Origin of the sequence: Haloimpatiens lingqiaonensis (assembly GCF_901447495.1) — a bacterium.
Classification (GTDB): domain Bacteria; phylum Bacillota; class Clostridia; order Clostridiales; family Clostridiaceae; genus Haloimpatiens; species Haloimpatiens lingqiaonensis.
Genome location: NZ_CABDWS010000155.1, coordinates 1 through 2,075, shown reverse-complemented (window position 1 = coordinate 2,075; position 2,075 = coordinate 1). Strand labels below are relative to the sequence as shown.

The 2,075-nt window shown below is 29.6% G+C and carries 1 protein-coding gene and 1 pseudogene; both read right to left on the bottom strand.

The features are described 5' to 3' along the window. Positions 1 to 208: pseudogene (locus FGK85_RS15035) on the bottom strand (MerR family transcriptional regulator); the annotation flags it as partial. Positions 209 to 492: 284 nt separating this feature from the next. After that, on the bottom strand, positions 493 to 1,602 hold the full coding sequence (locus FGK85_RS15030) for a DEAD/DEAH box helicase (RefSeq protein ID WP_138207958.1): 1,110 nt from the start codon (positions 1,600 to 1,602) through the stop codon (positions 493 to 495). Between the last annotated feature and the right edge of the window lie 473 nt (positions 1,603 to 2,075).

Here is a 2,075-nt window from a genome sequence, read left to right as displayed (position 1 = left end):
TTTCTATTTTGTATGCTTTTTTCAACTTCTTCATCTTCCTTTATTTTTTTCTTATATTTTCTTTATATTGTTCATAAGTATAATATCTCCTATTTGTTGGTGTTCTAAATACTTTTAATATTCCTTCATTATCCCATCTTTGCAATGTTCTAACTGATACATTAATTAATTCTGCAAATTCATTTGGTTTATAGTTATTATTTTTCAAATGTACTCACTTCCTTTTTAAAAGTACATTTTACTATATTTGATTACCTTTATCTATATTTTAAACAACTAAAGATATCTCCTAATTATAAATATTCACCTATCTATACTGAAGCAATTTATTTTAAAGATATTTACTGTAGTATAAAAAGGACACATTTTAAAATTATAATTTATTTTGTAGCTTTTTTCTATAAAAATGTGATTTTTTAATAGTGGAAATATATGCCTAAAGGTTCTCTTATATTTTTTCAAAAACCCATAATTGCTGAAGATTGTAAGTTGTTACGTTAAAATTCTTTTAGGGATTTTTAATTGAATTTCTTTTTCTATTGTATTTAAAGTGGTTTCATCTTTTGGTGCTACAAATAGGAAGGCATAGCCCTCTTCACCAGCTCTTCCAGTTCTGCCTATACGGTGTATATAACTCTCGGCGTTCTCAGGTATATCATAATTAAAAACATGGGTAACTCCAGTTATATCAAGTCCTCTAGCTGCTACATCAGTAGTTATTAAATATTGAATCTCTAAGTTTTTAAAGGCTTTCATTACTTTTTCACGCTTTGCTTGAGATATACCACCATGAAGTTTTTTGCAGTTATATCCTTTTTGATAAAGATCTTCCTCAAGGTTATCAACTCTTCTTTTGGTTCTACAAAAGATAATGGCCATAAATGGATTTTCTTCATCTAAAATTTTACACAAGTCTTCTTGTTTCCTTCTATCAGTGGTTTCTATTAGAAATTGTTTGATATTTTCAAGAGTTACTTCCTTTTTTTCTATCATAACTAATTTTGGATCATGCATGTTTTTATAGGCAAGTTTTTTAACTTCAGAGTTCATTGTAGCTGAAAAACATAGGGTCTGACGGTTATTTGGTGTATAACTTATAATAGAGCGGACTTCATTTTTAAATCCCATAAGAAGCATTTGGTCAGCCTCGTCCAATACTAATGTTTTCAAATGGTCAAGATTAATTGTATTTCTGTTAAGGTGATCTAAAAGTCTGCCAGGAGTTGCGATTACCAAGTGAATATTACCTTTAAGCTTTTTAAGTTGAGAACCTATATCTTTACCACCATATAAAGCTAATATATTTAAATCCTTAGCTTCTTTTAATTTCATAGCTTCTTGAGTTATTTGTATGGCAAGTTCCCTAGTTGGTGTTACTATTAAACCTTGAATTGTGTCTATGTTAGGAGACATATTTTCAAACATTGGCAATAGAAATGCCAGTGTTTTTCCAGTTCCAGTTTGAGCTTCCGCTATAACATCATGACCATCATTTATTAGCAGGATACTTTGTTCTTGAATTGGTGTTGGTTCACTGATTCTTTGGGATTTAAGTATGCTGAGCATATCATCACTAAGACCTAATTTTTTAAACTTTATCATAATAATCTACCTTTCAACTTTCAAGTATATTTTGTATTTATCCGATGACTATCTGCCGTAACACTCCCACTTCTAACAAAGTGGGAGATAACGGCAGCTACGTCCTTGGATAACGATCTCTAACCTTCAGATGGAGTAAAAACTCAATCTGAAGCTAAGAGCTCTGTTTATATAAATATTTATCCAATGAATATTAGCTTTAATATTATTTTTAGTTGATATGTAACGTGAGCTTCATATTTTAACATAATAAAAATTTTATTTTAGCTAAGCTTTGTTTTATACAAACTAAATAAGTATATCATACTTTTAGTATAATAAAAAGTGAGATAAAGTATACGCAGAGATTTAGCACCTAAATTCCAGTAAAAATTTTATTTTTACTGGAATTGTATCTTTTTACATTTACTTAAAGGGCTGGTAAGCCCGCAGACCGATAGGTCGCAAAAATAGATACACTTACCCCTACCCCA

Coding starts and splice junctions, on each gene's coding strand:
- FGK85_RS15030 (WP_138207958.1), bottom strand. CDS start 1,602: ATGATAAAGTTTAAAAAATTAGGTCTTAGTGATGATATGCTCAGCATA.